Origin of the sequence: Zhihengliuella alba, from assembly GCF_039538765.1 — a bacterium.
GTDB classification, from domain to species: domain Bacteria; phylum Actinomycetota; class Actinomycetes; order Actinomycetales; family Micrococcaceae; genus Zhihengliuella; species Zhihengliuella alba.
Genome location: NZ_BAABCJ010000006.1, coordinates 1 through 20,325, shown reverse-complemented (window position 1 = coordinate 20,325; position 20,325 = coordinate 1). Strand labels below are relative to the sequence as shown.

Below are 20,325 nucleotides of genomic sequence, written 5' to 3'. Positions count from 1 at the left end.
CCTCCGGATCAGCTGACCCGCACACGCGGGTCGAGACGGACGTAGACGAGGTCGACGAGCAGGTTGGCGAGGAGGACGGCGGCGGTGATGGTCAGGAACAGGCCCTGCATCAGCGGGTAGTCGAGGCCCTGCACGGCCGCCAGCAGCTGGTAGCCGACGCCCGGGTAGGCGAAGACGACCTCGGTCAGGAGCGCGCCGCCGACGATGAACCCGAGGCTCATGCCGATGTTGGTCACGGACGGCAGCAGCGCGTTCCGCGCCGCGTAGTTGAACATGATGCGCCGCGGCCGCAGGCCCTTCGCCTCGGCCATGAGGATGTAGTCCTCGGCGTTCGTGGTGATCATGGTGTTCCGCATGCCGAGCATCCAGCCGCCGATCGAGACGAGCACGATCGACAGGGCGGGCAGCAGCACGTGGGACGCCACGTCGGCGATGAAGGCGAGATCCCACGACGGCGTCATCCCGACGGAGAACGCGTGACGCAGGGGCGACCAGCCGAGGGTGACGCCGAAGACGTACAGCGCACCCATCGCGAGCCAGAAGTACGGGAAGGAGCCGATGAAGACCAGCAGCGGCGGCGTCACCGAGTCGAGGATGCCGCCACGCCGCCAGGCGGCGAGGATGCCCAGCAGGTTGCCGATGATGACGGCGATGACCAGCGAGACACCGCCGAGGAGCAGCGTCCAGGGCAGCTGGGCGGCGATGACGTCGCTGACGGGGGTCGGGAACCGGGAGATGGACACCCCGAAGTCGCCGGTCAGGACGCGCCCCAGATAGCAGAAGTACTCCTGCCACCACGGTCCGCCCTCGACGCCGAGCAGCCTCTGGAGCGATTCGATCTGCTGCGGGTCCAGGCGCTGCTGGGAGCGGGAGAGCATCCGGGTGACGGGGTCGCCGGGCATGAGGCGGGGGAGCATGAAGTTCAGGGTGATCGAGGCCCAGAAGGCGATCAGGTAGAAACCGAGCCTGCGCAGGATGAAGCCCATGGCTGTCCTTTTCGAAAGGGGGAGGAGTGCGGGCCGTCGCGGCGGCGGAGTGCGAGCCGCCGCCGCGACGGTGTGAGCGCCGGGACGTGCCGGGCGCCGGGTCGAACCGAGGGGCCTGTCCGGCCGAGGCCCTACTCGACCGGTTCGAGCGAGGTGAGGACCAGGACGGTCGTCGGGGCACGCGTCGCGAGCGTCGCGTACGGGTTCTCCTCGGTGGGCCAGCCGACGAAGCGCTCGGTGGTGTAGGCGCCCCACTCCGGGCCGGGGAAGAGCGGCACGACCGGGGCGAGCTCCGAGTAGAGGGTCTGCAGCTCCGACATCAGTCGCTGCTGCTCGGCTTCATCCGTCGTCGCGGCGAACTCGGCCAGGAGCGCGTCCGCCTCCTCGCTGCCGAAGCGGTGGTAGTTGTCGAACGTCTGCTCGCCGACCGGCTTCACCGACTCGGTGGACATGATGTTCCGGTAGTACTGGTACGGCGTCGGCGCGTTGGCACTCCAGACGATGCCGGTCTGGAACTCGCCGGTCTCGTAGCCGGCGACCACCGCGGCCCAGTCGGGCGAGTCGACGGTGGCCTGGACGCCGATGTCCTGGAGGTTCTGCGCGATGATGTTCGCGACCGAGAGCCAGTCCGAGGAGGTCGATCCGACGGAGATGTCGAAGGCGAACGGCTCCCCGTCCGGCGCCGTCCGCTGCCCGTCCGGGCCCGCGGTGTAGCCGGCCTCGTCGAGGAGTGAGGCTGCCGCCTCGGCGTCGTGCTCGGTCCAACCGCAGTCCGCGACGACGTCCTCGTCGCGCCACTCGTCGTAGTTGCCGGACAGCCCCGTGCAGTCGGCAGGGATCGTGTAGCCGGACATGCCGACATCGACGATCTGCTCCCGGTCGATGGCCATGCTCAGCGCCTTGCGCACGTCGGCGTCGGCGAACATGTCCAGGGTGGTGTTGAGCTGCCAATTGATCTCCGCGCCAGTGGGCGGGAACCAGTAGTGGCGGTGGTCGGGGTCCTTGTCGACGAAGGTGCTCTGGATGTCGGGCATGTACTGCGGCGCCCAGTCGACGTCGCCGTTGATCGCCGCGAGGTTGGCGCCGTCATTGCCAGCGAAGGCGAGCATGCGGATGCCCGGGATCTTCTGCTTGTCGGGCTGCCAGTACTCGGGGTTCGGCAGCAGGTCGAAGGACTGCGCCTGGAAGTTCGAGACCTCCGTGTAGGGGCCGGTGCCGACGGGGACCGAGTTCTGTTCGTTGCCGGGTTCCGCGAATTCTGACCAGACGTGGGAGGGGACGATGACCTGCTGGCCCAGCTCGAATAGGGCCGGCGAGAACTTCTTATTGAACGTGAAGAGCACGGTGGACTCGTCAACGGATTCGACTGTCTCCAGGTAGTCGAAACCGCCGAGCAGCTCGCGCTGCAGCTCGAAGGTCGTCACGACGTCGGCGGCGACGAGCGGCTCGCCGTCGGACCACTTCACGTCCTTGCGCAGGTTGAAGGTGACAGAGAGACCGTCGGCGCTGGGTTCCCAGGACTCCGCGAGCCAGGGCACCGTGTTGCCGTCGGCGGGGTTGTAGATCAGCATCGACTCGTAGATGGCCTGCGTGGTCATGGGGGCCGCGTTCGGGGAGAACGGATTGAAATTCTGCGAGAAGGTCCCCATATCCTCACGCGGGATGGTCAGCAAAGGACCCGCAGTAGCGTCGGCGTCCTCGGCGGGACCGGAACTGCAGCCGGTCAGGGCGAGAGCGCCGATGGCTGCGATGGCCCCGGCCCGGAGCATGCCGCGCCTCAGTGATGTGGCTATCATGAAATTGTCCTCTTCCGGTCAAGTGGTTGTGCGGGAGGGAAGTTCCTCAGCGGAGTGCGAATCCAACTGAGGAACGTCGATGCAACGGGCAGTCGAGGGCGAGGTGCGAACTCGTATCCCGACTGCCCGTTGTCATTGCGGTCAGTTTCCTGACCCCGGCGGCTCCCATCTCCTCGAAGGGGAGGGCGACCGTCGTCAAACCTGGCCGAAGGCTGTCGGCCAGTGCTTGCTGATCGTCGAAGCCGACGACCGAGATTTCGTGGGGGATGCGCAGGCCCCGTTCCTTGATGGCGTCGTAGGCACCCATGGCCATGCGGTCATTGCCGCAGAAGATCGCCGTTGGCGGGTTCGGCCCATCGAGGAGCTCGGCTGCTCCGTGGTAGCCGCTCTCCGCGGTGCCATCGCCGGCGACGATTCTCTGGTCCGGGAGGGCGACGTCAGCGGCGGAGAGCTCCGCCCCGAATCCGCGCAAGCGGCCCACCTGCGCGGGGATCCCGGGCGGCAGCGTGATGTGGGCAACCTCTCGATGGCCGTACGCGAGCAACTCCTGGGCGGCGGCCCTGCCCCCGGACTCCTCATCCGGCACGACGCTCGGCAGCCGGCCCGACTCGTCGAAGCAGTGCACCAGCACGCACGGGACTTGGTGGGCGTTCTCGGGTACTTCGATGGCCTGGTGCCAGGACGCGGCAATGATCAGGCCCTCGATGCGCTGCTCCAGCAGCTTCTCTATCGCCGCTGCCTCCATCATCTGTTCGTTCTCGCTGGGTGCGATGAGGAGGAATCTGTTGTCCTCCCAGGACCGCCACTGCGCGCCCTTGATGACATCGGCGGCGAAGGGGGAGGTAACGATCTCAGTGACGAGGCCGAACAAGCCGGACCGCTGACTCGCCAGGGCCTGGGCGGCCGCGTTGCGGCGGTACCCGAGGCCTTCGGCGGCGTGCAGGATCCGTTCCCGGGTGGTTCCCGGGATATTGACGCCGGAGCGGTCGTTGAGCACGAAGGAAACCGTCGTCCGGCTGACACCGGCGGCGCGCGCGACGTCGGCCATCGTGACCGGCCTCTCCCGTGTGCTCTCCATGGCGACCTCTGCTCGATTCCTCGTTCAGTAACTCGTGTTACTGACGCTGGGATTCCAAGGTAACGCGCTTCACTAACACGTGTCAAGGATCACATCAGCAGTATTCGGAGCGCCCGCTCGCCTTGAGAGGGGCGCCTCCTCAGCGCAGGACGATGTCCGTCGCCACCGCCGGCGACAGGCCCGTCGCGACGAACCCGGAGACGTTCGACGCCGGGTGCTTGACGATGTCCGTGATGGAGCCCAGGTGCTTGGCCAGGTCCACCTTGTCCTCCGGCGCCGCCAGCAGCAGCTGGAACCCGAACTCCTGCAGCGCGTTGATGCCCGCCGCCGCGTAGTCCGAGTTCGCCTGGATGAACGCCTCGTCGATCATCACCGTCCCGTAGGTGGTGAACCCCTGCGTCGCCAGCCCCAGCTGGTACGCCAGTGCGGCGCCCATGACGAACGAGGTGAAGCGCTGGCCCTCGCCGCCGGACAGCGTGCCCGGCTCCAGCCCGGTCTCGACCTCGCCATTGGCCTTGTGCTCGTTGCAGCTGATCGTCACGTGCCGGCGGACGTCCAGCACGGTGTCCCGCCAGGCCGTGCGGCCCGGATCGTCCAGCGCGTCCACCAGCCGCTCCAGCTGCTCGTAGCGTGCGGTGAGCTGGGCGCCGTCGCCCGCCGGGGCGTACGCGTTGCCGAGGGCCTCCTTCAGTTCGGCACGGAACGTGCGCGCCTCGTCCGGCACCGTCGTCGTCAGCTCCAGCCGCAGGCGCGAGCCCTGCTCGAACGGGACGTCGGAGAGGATCTGGTTCAACGGTTCGATGCGCTCGGCGATCGCCCGGCGCTCCTCCTCGAGCAGCTGCAGCAGATCCGAGAAGCGCTCGTAGGAGCGGTTGGAGAAGTACTCGCGGAACTCGTCCTCGCGCTGCGGCAGGCCCTCGTCCACGATCGACTGGTAGAGCTCCACGTACTGCGGGGCCGCGTCCGCCCCGGTCCCGTAGGACGCGGCCGCGCTCGGCCCGAAGTCGCGGGCGAACTGCCGGAACGTCTCCGAGAGCTCCGCCTCGGCACCGGTGATCCGCTGCCGCAGCCGCCCCAGCTCCTCCGTCAGGACCAGGGCCGCGTTCGACGCCGCCGCCTCCACCTGGGCGACGTCCGTCGCCTCGGCGAGCGCGCCGAACCGCTCCAGCAGGGCCGCCTGCTCCTCGTCGCTCACCGGCCCGGTACCGGGCGCTGCGGCACCGGGTTGGGTGGTCTCGCCGGCTCCGGAACGGTCCGACGTCGGCGCGGCCGACGCTGCGCCGGCGGCGTCGAGCTGCCGGCGTGCCCGCGCGACCGCCGTCTCGAGGGCGTCCGCGTCGCTGCGCAGCACGGCGAGCCGGCCGACGGTCGCCTCCAGCTCGGCGCGGGCGGAATCCAGGGCCTCGCGCACGGAGGCCAGATCGTCGGACGCGCCCATCGCGTCGGCGATCCGCGCCTCCAGCTCCTCCACGGCGGCCCGGGCCGGGGCGGCGTCGAGCTGTGCGAAGTCGCGCGTGTCCGCGGCGAGGGCCTGCAGGGCACGCACCCGTGCGGACAGGTCCTGCGTGGAGCGGCTGCGCTCGTCGGCGACGCCCTCCGCCGCGAGGCGCCGGGACTCCAGCTCCGCGGCCTCGCCCTCCAGCTGGGCGATCTTCTCCTCGTTCGTGAACCCGAGCAGGTAGTCGGACGCGGGCAGCCGGCGGGTGTCCCGCTCGAACGCCCCGCGGCCGGTCTTCAGGGTCCCCGCCAGCGAGATCGCACGGTCGTGCCCGTGCAGCGCGGTGTCCTCCTCCACGCACACGAAGGCGTGGTCCGCGACGATCTTGGCCCGCAGCCAGGCCCCGGCCGCGCCCTCCTTGAACTCCAGCTTGGTCACCAGGTCCGCCGCGCCCGCCTCGGCGCTGCGGGGAGCCACCGAGATGTCCACCCAGCGCAGCCGGCCCATGCCCGGCACGGAGTCCACGGCCCCGCCGTCGATCGCGCGGGTGACGGCGGCCAGGTGCTCGCCCGGCACCAGCAGCGTGGTCGCGAGCGACCGCAGCGCCTTCTCCGCCGCCGGGCGCCACGCGGCGGCCTCCGGCGCCATGTCCATCAGCTCGCCGCCGAACGGGAGCTGCTCCGGGTCCAGCCCCGTGACCGAGCAGATGGTGCGCCGCGCGGTCGCGGAGCGGTCGTCGATGTTGGAGCCGCGGCGGCGGTAGGAGTCGATGTCCGCGCGCAGCTGGCGCAGCTCGTCGCGGGCGGCCATGACCTTGGCCATCGCCTCGTACTCCAGCGTGCGCGTGTCCGCGGCGATCGACTCGAGCCGCTCGCCGCTGACCGCCGCCTCGCGGCGCATCGCGTCCAGGCCGGACGCGGACCAGGCCAGGCTCGTCCCGGCGGCCTCGGCCTCCGCCATCAGCTTCGCGACCGCCTTCTCCCGTTCGGCCAGCCGCGCCCGTGCCGCCTCGAGCTCGCGCTCGAGCGTGCGGACGGCCTGCCCGCCGTGGGCGTCGTGCTGCTCCTGGAGGGACCGCACCCGCTCGTCGAGGCGCTCCTTCGCGGCTGCCGCGTCGGCGATTCCCGCGCGCCGGTCGGCGAGGTCGCCCTCGAGGCGCGCGGTCTCGTGCCCCAGCACCTCGGCGGTCCGGGCGGCCCGCACCCGCGGCAGGACGACGTCGTACGCCCGGCTCAGTGCCGCGCGCTCCGTCAGCAGCTCGCGGTAGCGGGCGTGCTGGACGGGCACCAGCTCGAGGGCGTCGCGCTGGGCGCGGGCCTCCTCCAGCTGGCGGTGGATGCCGCGCAGGTGGGAGAAGTCCTCCACGGCGCCGGCCGCCGCGGCGAGCGTCGCCGGGACCTCGAGCACCTCGTGGCGGAAGAACTGGTTCACCCCGCGGTCCAGGCCCTTGCCGTTCTGCAGGGTGCGCAGGAGGCTGAACGCCTTGTCGTGGTCGATCCCCAGGCGACGGCGGAACCGCTCGGCGAACGTCTTGTGCGTGTCGTAGACGTCGAAGCCGGGCAGCGCCTTGGACAGGCTCGACGGCGAGAACCGGCGGGGGCCGTGGTCCTCCAGTGCCGCCGTGTCCAGGGGGCGGTCGCCGATCGCGTAGTGCTTGCCGACCTGGCCCTCGAGCCCGTTCGCGGGCAGGTCGAACAGGGCGGCGATGCAGGTCTGGCCGCCGAAGCCGTCCTCGTAGACCAGCGCCATGGCGCTCCAGGTGGCGCCCGGCCGCTGGGCCACCACGCCGTCCGACGTCTTGAACTGGCGGCCGCGCATGTAGGAGTAGGTGGTGCGGCGGTCGCGGCGGCTCGAGGCCTCGTGCGCGGACTCGTTCAGGCGGGGCACGGCATGGAAGATGTGCCCGATCCCGTCGAACAGGGTGGACTTGCCGACGCCCGGGTGCCCGGTGAGCAGGGTGCCGTGGCGGTCCACGTAGAGTTCGTGGCGGCCGTGGAACGTGCCCCAGTTGACCACCTGGATCCGGGCGAGCCGGTGCTGGCCCGGGTTGACGGCCTCGCCGAGCGGGAGCGTGTACTCGATGCCCACTACGCCTCCTCGTGTCCGGTGGTCTCGTGTGCGGTGGTCGGTGCGACGGCTGTGTTCCCGGATGCGGGATCGGGCTCGGGATCGGGATCGGCGGGGTCGCCGGGATCGGTGGGTTCGCTGGGTTCGCCGCGATCGCCGGGATCGGCGTCCGGCTCGACATCCGGTTCCGCTCCCAGTTCGGCGTCCGGGTCCAGGTCGAGGGCGGCGTCGCCCCGTTCGATCGCGGCGATGTACGCCGGGATCTCGTCCACCGTGGCGAACGGCAGGGCCAGCGCGAGCGCGCCGGAGACCCGGTACTCGTCCGGCAGCTCGGTGGGCAGGATCAGCTTCAGGGCGAGCAGGCGCGCCAGCGAGGCATCGGTGAGCTCCTCGAGCCGCTTGTCGTCCACCGCGCCGGGCTGTCGGTGCTCCTCGAGGATGTCGCGGGCGCCGCCGCGCGAGATCACCGGGTCCGTGCCGGTGCCGGCGTGCCGGTCCAGCATCAGTCGCAGCCGCAGGGCCAGGAGCGTCTCCTCCCGCTTGAGCGGCTTCCGCGGCGCGATCGCGGTGGTGTGCGGGGCATCGACCTCTACCGGGGAGAGCAGCGCGATCTTCCGCTCCTGGTCGATCTCCAGGCGCAGGAACAGCTCGGAGACGTACGCGGCGATCTCGGCGCGCCGGTCCAGCACGAGCTGCCAGAGCCGCGCATCCGCCGTCCCGTCCAGATACGGGCCGCGCAGGAGGCGGACCAGGGCCTGGCGCAACGGCAGCTCGAACCGGCCCGTGTCCCCGTCGAACAGGCGGGTCTCGGCGCGGCCCCCAACCCGGCCTGCAGCACGGTCCGTGCCGGCGGCGTCGTCGGGAACTCCTGGCCCTCGGGGCTCGGCGGCATCGGGCTCGGCGGCATCCGCATCGACGCTGCTCGCGGTGGGGTGGCTGCTCATGCGGACTCCTCGGTAGCGGTTCCGGACATCGTGTAGGTGACGACGGGCAGGTAGGCGGTGCGCTCGGTGCCGTCGATCTGGCGGATGGAGACGCTCTGGAAGCGGGCCGCGTCCAGGGAGCCGAGCACGGCCGTCTCCGCCTCGCTGCTCTCCGTCGCCGTGCCGTCCGTCGCCGTGCCCTCGGTCGGCATGTCCCCGGGCGGCGGGGCCGGCCCCTCGGCGTCGGCCGTGCGCGCCAGTTCCACGAGGTACCGCACCGAGTTCAGGTGCCGGTGCTCGGCGTCGAGCCGCTCGAAGACCTCGCCCAGCGTGACCGCCGGCGCGGCGGCCCGGCCGGACTCCGGCGTCGTGCCCGGGCCCTCCGCTGCGGCGGCCTCCACCAGCGCCCGGACGACGGCGGTCCGCAGCGCCTCCGCGTCCGCCGGCGGGGTGGAGGGGGTGCGGTGGATGTCCGCCGCGCTGAGGGCCGGCGGCGCGGCCAGGCGCGGCGGGGCCACGTGCTCGGCCGGGTCGAAGACCCCCAGTCCGGACAGCGTCGCGAACTCGGGGGCGTACAGGCGCAGCGGCGCGACGGGCGTGCGCGGGCGCAGGGCGGCCGACTTCGCCACGGCCAGTTCGGCGGTGCGGATGGCCCGGCGCAGCTGCTCCGACTCGCGCAGCTCGTCCGACTGCACGTACGCGTGCAGCGACTCGGAGAGCTTGCCGTAGGTCGCGTGGACCTCGGACGCCTGACGGCGCAGCTCGCGCAGCAGGTTCGCGATGGTGTGGCGCTCGCCGGGGGAGAGCTCGTCCACGAAGTCGCGTTCCAGGACGTCGTTGACCGCCTGCCGGAAGCGGGCCTGCTGCTGCGGATCGTTCAGGAATGCGGTGAACCCGCGGAACGTCTCGCCCTCCGGCGTGGAGCGCAGCCGCCGGTCGCCCTCCAGCACCTGGCCCACCGCGACGCCCTTGGTGACCGAGGACTCCATGATCTCCTGCCGGATGCCGTGGAGCATCCGGTGCACGCCGTCGCGCATCCGCTTGAAGTCGGCGGGCAGGTCCGCCGCTAGGTCCAGGATGCTGCGGGCGGCCGCAAGTGCGCTGTCCGGCGGCAGCAGGGCCGGCTCCTCGCCGCTGCGCAGGGCGTCCAGGCGGGCCTGGCGCTCGGTGATCTCCGCCTCCAGCTGGCGGATGCGCGCCTGCGGGTCCGGATCGGTCTCGTGCGCCAGCGACTCGAGGCTGGTCAGCAGCGTGCTCAGGCGGGAGGAGTTCAAGTTGGTGCCGGAGCCGGCCACGGCGTCGAGGAAGCGGAGCACGCGGGCGGTGTGCGCCGTCGGCTCGTAGACGAAGCGCCCCTCGATCAGCGGCCGGGCGAGGAACCCGGAACGCACCCAGGAGTCCGCGTACTGCTGCGCCTGCCACGACTCGTTCAGTACGACGGCGGGCGTCTGCGCGCGCAGGTGCTTCAGGAAGGCGTCCAGCGAGGCGTGGAACGGCTCCAGGCCCACGCGCGGGGAGGCGGTGCCGAACTCGGTGCGCAGGAACGCGGCCACCCACGGCGCCGCGGAGAGGAGCCTCCACCCGGCGGACTCGCGGAACTCCAGCTGGTCGGCCCAGGCGGAGGCAGCGGGATGGGTGGGGAGCATGCGTCGCTTTCTGGGAGGGTTCGGCGGAAGTTGGCGGCGGCACCCGATTCTAGGGCACGGGGCTGAACGCCGCCGCGGAGCCCGGAGTGGGTCCGGAGGCCTACGCTGGGTCCATGGACGCTGCAGCAGGGGACAGAGCGCAGGACCGCCGACCGGGGAACGACGACGCCGTCGTCCGCCGGCTCCTCACCACGCCGGGCCGCTGGGCCGTGGTGGGACTCACCACCAACCGCCGGCGGGTCGCCCCGGGAGTGGCCGCCTGGCTGCGCGACGTGCGCGGCCTGGAGATCGTGCCGGTGAACCTCTCCGGCGAGGACGTCCTGGGCGAGCGCGGCTACACGCGGCTCGCGGACATCCCGGGCCGGATCGACGTCGTGGACTGCTTCGTGAACTCGCAGCGGGTCGGCGCCGTGGTGGACCAGGCGATCGAGATCGGCGCATCCGCGGTGTGGATGCAGCTCGGCGTGGTGGACCACGCGGCAGCGGAACGCGCCCGGGCGGCCGGGCTCGACGTCGTCATGGACACCTGCCCCAAGATCGAGGCACCCCGGCTGGGCCTCTGAAGGGCGCCCGCCCGGGAGCCCGGGCCGACGGTGCGGGCCTCACTCCATGGTGTCGTAGCGGGCCCGGACGATCTGGTACGCCCCGTACAGGACCAGGCCGATCGCGAGGGCGAGCAGGATCGAGGGGCCGAACGGCTGGTCGCGCACGGCCTGCACGGCGCCGTCGAGCCCGCTCGAGTCGGACGGGTCGTGCTGCACGGTGGCCACCACGAACAGCAGTCCCAGTGCGCCGAGCACCAGGCCCTTCGCGACGTACCCCGCGGTGCCGAGCACGGTCACGGTCCCGCGCACCGGGGTGTTCGGCAGGCCCTTGAGATCGTCCAGGAACTTCCGGGCGACGCCCTTGAAGACGTGGTAGCCGGCGACGATCAGGATGACCGCGCCGGTGGCGATCAGCAGGCCCGAGCCGAGGGGGTTGGTCATCAGCTCCGCCGAGAGGCTCCGCGTGGACTGCGACGCGCTGCTGCGCGCGCCGAATGCATAGCGCAGGACGGTGAGACCGATGACCAGGTAGACCGCGGTCGTCCCGGCGGCACCCAGGCGGCTGCGCACCCCGTCGCGGCCGAAGACCGCCCGGCCCGCGTTCCACAGCCCCAGCAGTGCGCAGGCCGCGCCGGCGAGGACGAGTGCCACGACGCCGAACGGCTGGGCGGCCACCGCCTGCAGCGCGCCGCTGTAGTCCGCGGAGGCGCTCCCGCCGGAGGCGACGATCGCCGTCAGCCAGCCGAGCACCATGTGCAGCAGGCCGCTGGTGGCGTAGCCGGAACGGGCGACGGCGGCGAAGCGGCCGTCGTGGGCGGCGGAGCGCGCCGCCTCGACCGGGCGGGAGTCGCCCGAGTCGCGCTGGGAGGGTGCTGTGCCCGTCATAGCGGACAGCATAGAGTGAGCGGGTGGACTTCGCTGCACTCCGCCGGCTCCTGCTGGCCCTGCCCGGCGCGTTCGAGGATCAGCCGTTCGGGCCGGACACGCATGTCTACAAGGTCCGTGGCCGGTCGGCGGGGCGCGCCAAGATGTTCGCGCTCGTGTGGACGGACGGGACCACGGCCAATCTGAAGGCGGACCCGGCGCTCGGCGAGCAGCTGCGCGCGGCGCATGAGGCGATCACGCCCGGCTACCACATGAACAAGCGCCACTGGGTGACGGTGGACTGCCCCGCGCTGCCGGCGGACATGGTCGGGGACCTGATCGAGGACTCCTACGACCTGGTGGTCGCGTCGCTGCCGGCGGCGGACCGCGAGGCACTGGGCTGGCGGTGGCTGGCCGGCGACTAGGACTCGCTCCGGGGCCGTGCCGTCCGGGATCAACGGGTCAGGTAGTCCAGGTGCGTGCGCAGCAACGCCTCCTCGGCGCCGTCGAACCCCGGGCCGAGCTGCTGGAAGCGCAGCGCGTTGACCATTCCCACCAGGCCCACCCAGATCGACAGAGCGCGCAGCGCCGCCCGGGGGGACGCGGTCAGTCCCAGGTCCGCCAGGCTCTCCTGCAGGAGCGGTGTGACCGGATGGTCCGCGGCCGCCTCGGCGCCGAGCCAGTCGGGCCCGGGCTCCGGCAGTGCCGCGGCGAGCCGGGCGACCTGGGCCATGACGCGGGTGCCGGGGGCGACGGTCGTCTCGGCCGGGGCCCGGTAGTCGGCCAGCGGTGTGCCGTACAGCAGCGCCCAGCGCTGGGGGTGGCTGCGGGACCAGGCCAGCATCGCCGTCCCGAGGGCCTGGATGCTGTCCTCGCGGTGCTCCAGGGCCGCGTCCACGGCGTCGGCCAGATCGTTGTAGGCCCGCGTGATCAGCAGGGTGATCAGCTGGTCCCGGTTGGCGACGTAGCGGTACAGGGCGCTGGAGACCATGCCGAGCTCGCGGGCGATCGCTCGCAGGGAGAGCCCGTCCGCTCCCTGCTCGTCGAGGAGCCGGTTGCCGATCCGCAGGACCGCGGCCTCCGTCTCCTGGCGCGCGGCCTGGCGTGGCGTCAAGGGTTTCCCGGGTTGCTCCATGGGCCGGATCCTAGCAACTCCGAGAGCGGCCATCACCTTTGAGAGCAGTGCTCTTGTTTTCTATCGTCGGGACCTCTAGGCTCGTGTCATCCAAACGAGAGCACCGCTCTCGCAAATGACGCGGTGGCGTCGTGACATGAGGGAGACGGTATGGAATCGGCACTGGTGATCGGGCACGGTCAGATCGGCGCGAGGGTCGCGGAGGACCTCGTGGGGCAGGGCGTCGCGACGACGGTGATGTCCCGCTCCGTGCCCGCGGGGCTCGTGGAGGGCGCCCGTCACCGGGTCGGCGACGCCGGGAGCGAGTGGGACGTGGCGTCCGCGATCGGCGGCGTCGACGCCGTGTTCGCCTGCTTCCACGCGGCCTACGACGCCCGCGTCTGGGAGCGTACGCTCCCTCGGCTGGAGCGCACCGTCCTGGACGCCGCCGCGGGCGCCGGCGCCGTCGTCGTCTTCCCCGAGTCCACCTACGCCTTCGCCGCGGACGCCGCTCGCCTGCACGACCGCGCGGGCTTCGCACCCGCGGACCACAAGGGCCGCGTCCGGCAGCGGCTGCTCCAGGCCCGCGAGGAGCACGCCGCCCGGGCCCTCAGCGTCCTGGCGGGCGACCTCATCGGCCCCGCCACGCACGCGGCCTCCAGCGTCGTCCGCCTGACCGTCACCGACCGGGTCGCCGCCGGCCGCCGGCCGGTGCTCCTGGGCGATCCCGACGTGCCCCATGGGTTCACCGAGCTCGCCGACCTGGCCGCGGCGATGGTCTGGGCGGGCGGTCACGCCGACGCCGTCCTCCGGTCCGGCGGCCACCGGCTGCTCATCGCCCCGTCGTCGGCGCCCACCCTTCGCGAGGTCTGCCAGCATGCGCAGCGCGTCGTCGACTCCGGCGGGGCGGGGCGCGGGGCACGCGGGGTGCAGGAGGGGCGGACGACGCGGCCCGGGAGCTCCCGACCCGGGGTGGTGCCGCAATGGACCGTCGCGGCGCTGGGGACCGCGAGCCGGACCATGAAGGAGATCGCGCGCCTGCAGCCGCTCTGGCGCCGGGGTTCGAGCCTGGTCGCGAGCGCCGAGCTCGAGGCGGCGCTCGGCGGGCCCACCGCGTGGCAGCGGAGCGTCGAGGCGATGGTGTCATCGCCCTCACGCGCGGAGGCGCTGCAAGCCCGGGGTGGTCGGGCCTAGGGTGGAGGCATGATTTTCATCGTGGTGAAGTACAAGGTCAAGCCGGAGGAAGCCGAGACGTTCATCGAGAAGAACCGGGCGTTCACGGAGGCCACGCGCGCCGAGGAGGGCAACCTCTGGTTCGAGTGGTCGCGGAGCGTCGAGGACCCGAACGAGTTCGTCCTCGTCGAGGCCTTCAAGGACGACGCCGGGGAGGCCCACGTGACCAGCGAGCACTTCAAGCGGGGACTCGAGACGATGCGCCCGCTGCTCGCCGAGACGCCGCGGATCGTCAGCCGCATGGTCGAGGGCGAGGGCTGGGACCGCATGGGCGAGCTCCAGGTCGACTGACCGGGTGCCCCGCGGGCGCTCGAGGCTACTCCTTCCAGAATGCCGTGAAGGTGCCGTAGCCGTCCTCGAGTCGGCACTTGCCGTCGATTCCGTAGCCCGGCGGCAGACCGTCGAGTTCCGCGCCGAGCTCCTTGAGCCGGCAGAGCCACCGCTCCTGCACGCGGGCCAGCGAGCCGGTGCGGGCGTCGAACTCCTCTGCGATCCGTGCCGTGTGGTAGATGTCCAGCACCGCATCGCAGTCCACGTTCACCGTCTCGAATCGGAAGGCCGCGCCCTCGCACTCGGCGGGCGTCGCGCGCTCCGGATGGTAGCGCAGCGACTGCAGCATGTGCACCACGTCGGCGTACTCCTGCGTGAAGACGTACTGCTCCGCGAACGCGAGCGCGTCCTCCTGCCGGGTGTGGGAGGCGTCCGCGCCGAGGTCGGCCCGCCCCTGGAAGAACAGGGGGCCGGCAAGCTTCGGGTAGCCGCGCAGTCCGCCGCCGAGCGGCACCTGCCCGCCGCGGGCCACCGCGGTGGTGACCTCCGTGCCGCTCGTCAGGCCGTAGGAGAGCACGGAGTCCGCGTTCAGGTGCGTGGTCAGATCCAGCACGACGGCGCTCTCGCCCGTGTCCAGGTAGGTCGCCTCGGGCGCCGGGACCGTGTCCACCGGCGTGAAGGTCGACCCCGGCAGGGCGGTGCGGGTCCCGCGGCCCGGATTCTGCTGGAGGGTCGCCAGGACGCGGTCCTCCGCGTCGAGGACCTCGTAGGCCGGGATCCCGGTGGTAGAGCTCGTCGGGTCCGCGGGGACCGGGAGCACGGTCCAGTCCTTGCGGACCGAGAAGGACATGTCCCCGGCCTGCGTGGTCACCTGCTTCCACTCGCCCTCGGCGGCAGGCGTCGCCCGCACGCTCGGCGGAGCCTCGCTGGCCTCGGTGCTGGGGAAGGTCTTGGGGAAGACCTCCGGCAGCACCTCGCACCCCGTCAGGGCCGCCGTCGTCAGGACGGCCAGGCCCGCGAGGGCGAGGCGTCCGCGCACCGTCCGTGCCGGACGTTGAGTGCGGCGGGGCCGCTGGCTGCTCCGGTTCCTCTCCATGCCCTCCAGCATAGGCACGGCGTGTCCTGCGTCACTGGTCAGACCGCAGTCGTGACGGGATTGAAATGATCCCTTGACGGCGATTGAACGCGTGTATAGCATCCTGAACAAGCGTTCAATTGCGATCGAGGGGATCACGTGACGGCGGAGCAGGATGTGACCACACGCGCGAGGATCCGCGACGCGGCGATCGAACAGATCGCCCGCAGCGGCTACTCGGCGAGCGTGCGCTCCATCGCGCAGGCCGCCGGCGTGAGCGTGGGCCTGATCAATCACCACTTCGGATCCAAGGAGGGGCTGCGGGCCGCCTGCGACGACCACGTCCTGGGGCTGATCATGACCGCCAAGCAGGAGTCGGTCGCCGGCGGGGCAATGGCATCGCTGGCGGCGATGAGCCGGATCGAGGCGTACGCGGTCCCCGTGGCCTACTGCCTGCGCAGCCTCCAGGCCGGAGGCTCGGCCGCGGCCCGGCTGATCGACCACTTCGCCTCCGACGCCCTGGTCTGGATCGCCGACGGCGTCGCCAGCGGCCTCCTGAAGCCCTCGCTCGACGAGGAGGCCCGGGCCCGCACGCTCACCGTCATGGGGTTCGGCTCGGCGCTCTTGGCCCTCACCCTCTACACCGGGGACGGCGCCGACGAGCTCTCGCCCGCGACGCTGTCCGAGTTCCTGAACCAGTACATCGCGGAGCACGGACTGTCCATGGTCGAGCTCTACACCCACGGCGTGTACGCCGGCACGGACACGCTCGACGCCTTCAGGGAGGCCACCGGCCGCACCGGCGAGGACCCTGCAGACACCGGCGCTTCGCACACCGCTGCACCACGCACCGCTGCACCACGCACCGCCGCACCACACCGGGAGGACTGATGGAACCCATCATCGAGGTCGACGGCCTCGTCAAGAACTTCGGTGCCGTCCGCGCCCTGGACGGACTCCGACTGCGCGTGGAGCCGGGGGAGGTCCACGGCTTCCTCGGGCCCAACGGCGCCGGCAAGTCCACGGCCATCCGCGTCCTGCTCGGCCTGCTGCGCGCCGACGCCGGCACCGCCCGGCTCTTCGGCCGCGACCCCTGGAGCGACGCCGTCGCACTCCACCGCCGGCTCGCCTACGTCCCCGGTGACGTGACGCTGTGGCCGAAGCTCACCGGCGGGGAGGCGATCGACCTGCTCGGCAGCCTCCGCGGCGGTGTCGACGAGGCTCGGCGCGCCCAGCTGCTCGAGCGCTTCCAGCTCGACCCCACGCGCAAGGGGCGCACCTACTCCAAGGGCAACCGCCAGAAGGTCGCGCTCGTGGCGGCCCTCGCGTCCGACGTCGAACTCCTGGTCCTCGACGAGCCGACCTCCGGGCTGGACCCGCTGATGGAACTCGTCTTCCAGGACACCGTCCGCGAGGCGGCCAGCCGCGGCACCGCCGTCCTCCTCTCCAGCCACATCCTGGCCGAGGTCGAGGCGCTCTGCTCGCGGGTGACCATCATCCGCGACGGGCGCGACGTCCAGACCGGCTCCCTCGCCGAGCTCCGCCGGCTGACGCGGAGCACTGTGCTCCTCGACGCCGACGTCCCCGCCGCGGAGCTCGAGGCGCTGCCCGGGGTCCACGGGGTCGCGGCGGAGGCCGGGCGCCTCCGGTTCACGGTCGACGACGGCGCCATGGGGACCGTGGTCGGCGCGCTCGCCGGACACGAGGTGCGGACGCTCACCGCCACGCCGCCCAGCCTCGAGGAGTTGTTCGTGCACCACTACGGCGACGCGGAGCGCGGGACCGGCGCGCGCCGGGGCGCACCCGTCGAGACAGGCACTGAGGAGCCCCCGGAGACCACGGCGGCCCCGGAGGTCCCGGAGCGCACGGAGACGCCGGAGCCCACGGAGCCCGCCGCCGGGCCGGTCCGGGCGAAGGGGGCGCATCGGGCATGACCACCACGTTCGCCGGGACCGGGCGGCTGGTCCGGTCCATGCTCGCGGAGGACCGCGCGCGACTGCTCGTCTGGGCGCTGCTGCTCTCCGGCTTCGCCGCCTACGCGTCCCTCGCCTTGCCCCGAGTCTTCGGCGAGGACGGGCTCCAGGCCCGCGCCGCCGTCATGGCCGAGCCGGCCGGCGCCATGATGGCGGGGCCGGGCTACGGCCTGGACCACTACACGATCGGTGCCCTCATGGCCAACGAGATGCTGGGCTTCCTCGGCGTCGCAGTGGCCATCATGTCCCTCCTGCTCGTCGTCCGGCACACCCGGGGTGACGAGGAGGCAGGGCGTACCGAGCTGCTGCGCGCCGCGCCGCTGGGTCGGCACGCCCAGCTCGCGGCGGCCCTCACGGTGCTCCTGGTCGCCAACGCCGTGGTCGGAGCGCTGCTGTCCGCGGCGCTCCTCGTCGCCGGGCTGCCCGCCGCGGACTCGTGGGCGTACGGCACGGCGATCGCCGCCGTCGGACTGGTGTTCGGCGGCATCGCCGCCACGACGGCGCAGCTGAGCTCCCATGCCCGCGCGGCCTCGGGCATGGCCGGCGCCGTGCTGGGCGCCGCCTACGTCCTCCGGGCTGTCGGCGACGCCCAGGAACGCGGCGGCAGCGCCCTCTCCTGGGCCTCGCCGATCGGGTGGGCGCAGCAGATGCGGCTCTTCGTGGACCTGCGCTGGTGGCCGCTGCTCCTGCTCCTCGCGCTCGCCGTCGCCGGCGCGGTGCTCGGGTACGCGCTGGAGGCACGGCGAGACGTCGGCGCCGGCCTGCTCCCGGACCGTCGCGGTCGCGAGCGCGCCACGGCCGCCGGGAGGACGCTGACGGGGCTGACGCTACGGCTCGAGCGCGGGCGGATCCTGTGGTGGGCCGTGGGCCTGTTCGTCTTCGGTGCCCTGACCGGCTCGATCGCCGGTCCCATGGCCGAGACGATGGCGTCCCAGCCGCAGCTGCTCGCCGTCCTCGGCGTCGACCCGGCGGACGAGGAGGCCATGGCGGGCCTCGTCTCCGAGGCGATGGGCGCCTTCCTGAAGTTCTTCGCGATGGCCGTGGCCGTGTACGGGCTCGCAGCGACCCACCGACTGCGCTCCGACGAGGCCGAGGGGAGAGCCGAGTTGGCCCTCGCCGGTGCCGTGCAGCGGCCGCGCTGGGCTGGGATCCCCCTGCTGGTGCACGTCGGCGCGAGCCTCGTGCTGCTGGCCGTCGCCGGCGCCGGGCTGGGCGTGGGCGCCTCGACCGAGGTAGGGACCGGCGCCGTCGGGGAGTTCGCGCTCGCCGCCCTCGCGTACGGACCGCTGGTCGCGTGCTGGATCGCCGCGGCGATGCTCCTTTACGGGCTGGGCTGGAGCAACGTGCCCCTGTGGTCGGTGCTCGTCGCGGTGTTCGTGGTGGGGATGTACGGGCCGCTCTTCGAGCTGCCGGAGGCCGTGCTGGAGATCGAGCCGTTCGGCAGAATCGATGCCCTGACGCTCGCGGGGGAGGGCAGCGCGGACGCGACGCCGCTGGTGGCGGCCGCGGCAGCCGCCGTCGTCCTCGCCGCGGCGGGACTGGCGCTGGTCCGCAGGCGCGACCTCCGACTCTGAGTCGACGCGAGCGCGCGCGGATCGGGGCAATTGGAAGGCCGCGAGCCGCGCTCAGGTTGTTTCCAGCAGATTCGGAGCATGGCGGGGTTCACAGGGCCGGAAGCGGGTCCTAGCGTGAAAGTCCGGGCCCCTTGGCAGGCCTCGGAGTCGCAGACCAGCGCAAAGAGCTCGAATCCCGATCGAAGGAGAGCATCATGGCAACCGTCAACGAGAGCATCGAAGTCGCCGTACCGGTACGGACGGCCTACAACGAGTGGACCCAGTTCGAGTCGTTCCCGAACTTCATGGGCGCCGTGGAGAGCGTGACCCAGATCGACGACACCACGAACCACTGGGTCGCCTCGATCGGCGGGGTCGAGCGCGAATTCGACACCCGTATCACCGATCAGGTGCCGGACCAGGTCATCGCCTGGGAGAGCGTCGACGGCAAGAGCCACAGCGGTCGCGTCACATTCCACCCCGTCGAGGTCGTCGAGCGCGACGTCGACGACGAGACCCTCGACCCGAGGAACTCGGGCCCCGGCATGGCCGGCCTCGAGGGCAGCGCTGCGGCGCGCGGGCTCGACCCCGATCTCGGACGGACCGACGATGCCGGCGCCCAGGCCCCGCGGTCGCGGGAGGGAACGCGCGTCGACGTCGAGTTCACGTGGGACGACGCCACGTTCCTCGAGAAGGTCGGCGGGAAGCTGGGCCTCGACGACCTGCAGGTGAAGAAGGACCTGAAGAACTTCAAAAAGCTCGTCGAGGAGAAGGGCGCCGAGGGTGGCTGGCGTGGCGAGGTCCACGGTGGTCAGGAGACGAGTGGCCCGGGCGGCACCGGCGGCACGACGCCGGGGACGACGCCGGGCACGGCAGGCCCGGCCGGCCTCTAGGAGGGCTTCAGGCACGGGATCCGCCTGACTGGGGGAGCTCGGCTCCACCACAGGTGGCCCCGTGGAACTCATCGATCCAGGTGTGCCACTGATGGATGAGCAGAGGCGGGACGGCAGCGGAGAGCATCCGCTGCCGTCCCGCCGTCGTCTGTGGCGGCCCGACTATCCGGCAGCCTTCGCCCGGCCGTCCTCCCACGGCTCGTTCTCCCGCGACTCGTCCTCCGACGACTCTTCCTCCAGCGGCTTTTCCTCCACAGGACTGTTGAGGGTCTTGGTCGTGCACAGGCGGGTTGCCGTCCCGGGTGGTGAGGGTGGTGCGGGAGGAGGATGGGGGTATGGATTTCAGCGGCGGAGCGACCGGGGCGGGCGAGGAGCCAGGAGTGGCTGCGGGCGCCTCGCCTGCTGCCGTGGGGGATGCCGCCGCTACGGTCTCCGCAGCCGCAGCCGCAGCCGCTCCCGCTGCCACTGCCGCCGACATCTCTTCCTCGTCCCCTGCTTCGGTGTCGCCGCACGTGGCGGGGCTGTTGGAGCGGTGGGAGGCGGTCTCGGCCGTGTTGGACGGGTTGGTGGTCGAGACGGTCGAGGCGGTGTGCGCGGGCCCGCTGGACGCCCACGCCGCGGCCTCGCTGGTGCACGTGCTCGAGTCGGTGGGCCGTCGCTCGGATCAGGGGCGGGTGCTGGGGGCCAGGGCCGCCGACGAGGCGGACCTGGCCGGGGCCGGCGCTGCGGGCACGGGGAGGGGCCTTCCGGAGTTCAAGGGCACCGCGGACTGGTTCCGGTACGCCGAACGGGTCAGCACCGCCGAGACGAACCGGCGGCTGCTGCTGTCCCGGACCCTCCTGCCCCGGCGGGCGCTCACCGGGGAGCGGCT

At 72.2% G+C, this 20,325-nt stretch carries 18 protein-coding genes; 9 read left to right on the top strand and 9 right to left on the bottom strand.

Annotated elements, in window-relative coordinates:
• Window positions 1-8 precede the first annotated feature (8 nt).
• The 6 genes from ABD784_RS11630 to ABD784_RS11605 all read right to left on the bottom strand — a co-directional run bounded on the left by ABD784_RS11630 (window position 9) and on the right by ABD784_RS11605 (window position 9,934).
• The gene (locus ABD784_RS11630) at window positions 9-986 is read right to left on the bottom strand and encodes an ABC transporter permease (protein WP_344884726.1); all 978 of its coding nucleotides are present in this window, start codon (window positions 984-986) and stop codon (window positions 9-11) included.
• 131 nt (window positions 987-1,117) lie between these two features.
• Window positions 1,118-2,782, bottom strand: a complete 1,665-nt coding sequence (locus tag ABD784_RS11625) for an ABC transporter substrate-binding protein (protein ID WP_344884724.1) — start codon at window positions 2,780-2,782, stop codon at window positions 1,118-1,120.
• A gap of 46 nt (window positions 2,783-2,828) precedes the next feature.
• Window positions 2,829-3,830, bottom strand: a complete 1,002-nt coding sequence (locus ABD784_RS11620; RefSeq protein WP_344884721.1) for a LacI family DNA-binding transcriptional regulator — start codon at window positions 3,828-3,830, stop codon at window positions 2,829-2,831.
• Window positions 3,831-3,999: 169 nt separating this feature from the next.
• Window positions 4,000-7,386 carry an ATP-binding protein gene (locus tag ABD784_RS11615; RefSeq protein WP_344884718.1) on the bottom strand — a complete coding sequence of 1,129 codons (3,387 nt, stop codon included), beginning with the start codon at window positions 7,384-7,386 and terminating at the stop codon, window positions 4,000-4,002.
• A complete protein-coding gene (locus ABD784_RS11610; RefSeq protein ID WP_344884715.1) occupies window positions 7,386-8,309 on the bottom strand; it encodes a DUF4194 domain-containing protein in 924 nt (307 codons plus the stop codon). Before ABD784_RS11610 ends, ABD784_RS11615 begins: the two co-directional genes overlap by 1 nt.
• Window positions 8,306-9,934: a DUF3375 domain-containing protein gene (locus ABD784_RS11605; RefSeq protein ID WP_344884713.1), complete on the bottom strand. Its 1,629-nt coding sequence runs from the start codon at window positions 9,932-9,934 to the stop codon at window positions 8,306-8,308. The genes ABD784_RS11610 and ABD784_RS11605 overlap by 4 nt, the downstream gene beginning before the upstream one ends.
• A gap of 113 nt (window positions 9,935-10,047) precedes the next feature.
• Here ABD784_RS11605 and ABD784_RS11600 point away from each other — a divergent pair, with 113 nt between their 5' ends.
• Window positions 10,048-10,497 (top strand): CoA-binding protein, encoded by a 450-nt coding sequence (locus tag ABD784_RS11600; protein ID WP_344884710.1) that lies wholly within the window; start codon window positions 10,048-10,050, stop codon window positions 10,495-10,497.
• A 39-nt stretch (window positions 10,498-10,536) separates the two neighbouring features.
• Here the strand turns inward: ABD784_RS11600 and ABD784_RS11595 are convergent, their stop codons facing one another.
• Window positions 10,537-11,364: a DUF1206 domain-containing protein gene (locus tag ABD784_RS11595; protein WP_344884707.1), complete on the bottom strand. Its 828-nt coding sequence runs from the start codon at window positions 11,362-11,364 to the stop codon at window positions 10,537-10,539.
• A gap of 23 nt (window positions 11,365-11,387) precedes the next feature.
• Here ABD784_RS11595 and ABD784_RS11590 point away from each other — a divergent pair, with 23 nt between their 5' ends.
• Window positions 11,388-11,768, top strand: a complete 381-nt coding sequence (locus tag ABD784_RS11590) for an MmcQ/YjbR family DNA-binding protein (RefSeq protein ID WP_344884704.1) — start codon at window positions 11,388-11,390, stop codon at window positions 11,766-11,768.
• Between the two features lie 29 nt (window positions 11,769-11,797).
• On the opposite strand, the gene ABD784_RS11585 is transcribed toward ABD784_RS11590, so the two are convergent.
• The gene (locus ABD784_RS11585; RefSeq protein WP_344884701.1) at window positions 11,798-12,478 is read right to left on the bottom strand and encodes a TetR/AcrR family transcriptional regulator; all 681 of its coding nucleotides are present in this window, start codon (window positions 12,476-12,478) and stop codon (window positions 11,798-11,800) included.
• A gap of 150 nt (window positions 12,479-12,628) precedes the next feature.
• Here ABD784_RS11585 and ABD784_RS11580 point away from each other — a divergent pair, with 150 nt between their 5' ends.
• Complete coding sequence (locus tag ABD784_RS11580) at window positions 12,629-13,651, top strand: NAD(P)H-binding protein (protein WP_344884699.1); 1,023 nt, start codon at window positions 12,629-12,631, stop codon at window positions 13,649-13,651.
• A 9-nt stretch (window positions 13,652-13,660) separates the two neighbouring features.
• Window positions 13,661-13,981 carry a putative quinol monooxygenase gene (locus tag ABD784_RS11575; protein ID WP_344884696.1) on the top strand — a complete coding sequence of 107 codons (321 nt, stop codon included), beginning with the start codon at window positions 13,661-13,663 and terminating at the stop codon, window positions 13,979-13,981.
• Window positions 13,982-14,006: 25 nt separating this feature from the next.
• On the opposite strand, the gene ABD784_RS11570 is transcribed toward ABD784_RS11575, so the two are convergent.
• The gene (locus tag ABD784_RS11570; RefSeq protein ID WP_344884693.1) at window positions 14,007-15,056 is read right to left on the bottom strand and encodes a hypothetical protein; all 1,050 of its coding nucleotides are present in this window, start codon (window positions 15,054-15,056) and stop codon (window positions 14,007-14,009) included.
• 156 nt (window positions 15,057-15,212) lie between these two features.
• On the opposite strand from ABD784_RS11570, the gene ABD784_RS11565 reads away from it, so the two are divergent.
• The 5 genes from ABD784_RS11565 to ABD784_RS11545 all read left to right on the top strand — a co-directional run.
• Window positions 15,213-15,926, top strand: a complete 714-nt coding sequence (locus ABD784_RS11565; protein WP_344884690.1) for a TetR/AcrR family transcriptional regulator — start codon at window positions 15,213-15,215, stop codon at window positions 15,924-15,926.
• Entirely contained in the window at window positions 15,926-16,969 is a 1,044-nt protein-coding gene (locus tag ABD784_RS11560) for an ABC transporter ATP-binding protein (protein ID WP_344884687.1), read from the top strand. Before ABD784_RS11565 ends, ABD784_RS11560 begins: the two co-directional genes overlap by 1 nt.
• Window positions 16,966-18,582 carry an ABC transporter permease gene (locus ABD784_RS11555; RefSeq protein ID WP_344884684.1) on the top strand — a complete coding sequence of 539 codons (1,617 nt, stop codon included), beginning with the start codon at window positions 16,966-16,968 and terminating at the stop codon, window positions 18,580-18,582. Before ABD784_RS11560 ends, ABD784_RS11555 begins: the two co-directional genes overlap by 4 nt.
• 194 nt (window positions 18,583-18,776) lie before the next feature.
• Window positions 18,777-19,454 (top strand): SRPBCC family protein, encoded by a 678-nt coding sequence (locus ABD784_RS11550; protein ID WP_344884681.1) that lies wholly within the window; start codon window positions 18,777-18,779, stop codon window positions 19,452-19,454.
• A 500-nt stretch (window positions 19,455-19,954) separates the two neighbouring features.
• The coding region (locus ABD784_RS11545; protein WP_344884676.1) for a hypothetical protein at window positions 19,955-20,325 on the top strand (371 nt) is incomplete at its 3' end.